This window comes from Vibrio sp. 10N.261.51.F12 (assembly GCF_041471725.1).
Classification (GTDB): Bacteria; Pseudomonadota; Gammaproteobacteria; order Enterobacterales; family Vibrionaceae; genus Vibrio.
This window is the reverse complement of sequence record NZ_JBFROV010000084.1, coordinates 1-272: the sequence shown is the minus strand read 5'-3', so window position 1 is coordinate 272 and position 272 is coordinate 1. Positions and strand designations below refer to the sequence as shown.

The 272-nt window shown below is 58.8% G+C and carries 1 pseudogene; it reads left to right on the top strand.

Annotated features, from left to right (window positions below):
- Positions 1-272 (top strand): annotated as a pseudogene (locus AB4405_RS24430) (hypothetical protein); the annotation flags it as partial.

The following is a 272-nucleotide window of genomic DNA, read 5'->3' as shown; positions in this document are numbered from 1 at the left end:
GAGCACACCATTACGGTGGACATTGTTGGAACGAACGATGTGCCGACACTGGTGACCGATGCAACGGACGCGACCGGCGCGGTGACAGAAGATGACTCGCAAGTGACGCTGAGCGACGCGGGTAAACTGACTATCGAGGATGTGGATGGCGCGGATGAAGCCGTGTTCCAAACGGACCCAGCGACCTTCGCCTCGGTGAGCTCCTTAACGGGCGGTGAAGACGGTGCGGTAGGTATCCTGACCTTGAGCGCTGATGGGTCTTGGGATTACGA